Source organism: Bacillus sp. 05T31, assembly GCF_056396725.1.
The window spans coordinates 1-559 of sequence record NZ_JBFTMA010001282.1; the positions used below are offsets into that span (position 1 = coordinate 1).

The following is a 559-nucleotide window of genomic DNA, read 5'->3' on the forward strand; positions in this document are numbered from 1 at the left end:
ACGCGTATGTATCAAAAAAATCCTAACCCTGATTATTTTCAAGATGGAAGAATTAAGAAAGGTACAGAGTATATACAGATAGATATGGAGACGGTAATGAACTCTCTTCAATCAGGACAAACATGTGAAATTGCTGATGCTTATGTAGGTATGATTGATAAAGTGCCAGCTCGTGTAATTTTTCATCGATTAACAAAACAACAGCAACAAAAACGATTACAAGATCAAGCTGTAAGGGAAAAAAAGAAAGAAATGAAGTATTCTTCTCGTAGTAAACGACTCAGTGGTATCAATGTATACATGACAAACACCCCTACAGATATTGTCCCGATGGGACAGAGGTACATGACTGGTATTCTTTGCGTTGGCAAATCGAAATTTTATTTAAAACGTGGAAGTCATTCTTTCAAATTCATCATTGTAAAAAGATAAAACCAGAACGATTGGAGTGCCATTTATATGGTCAATTGATTGCCATTCTACTCTGTTCTTCTATCATGTTTCAAATGCGCCAATTGCTCCTCATGAAGAAAAAACGAGAGCTTAGTGAGTATAAAGC

1 pseudogene is annotated in these 559 nt (G+C 35.4%); it reads left to right on the forward strand.

Going from position 1 to position 559, the window contains the following annotated elements:
* Positions 1-559: pseudogene (locus tag AC1DJR_RS32930) on the forward strand (IS4 family transposase); the annotation flags it as partial.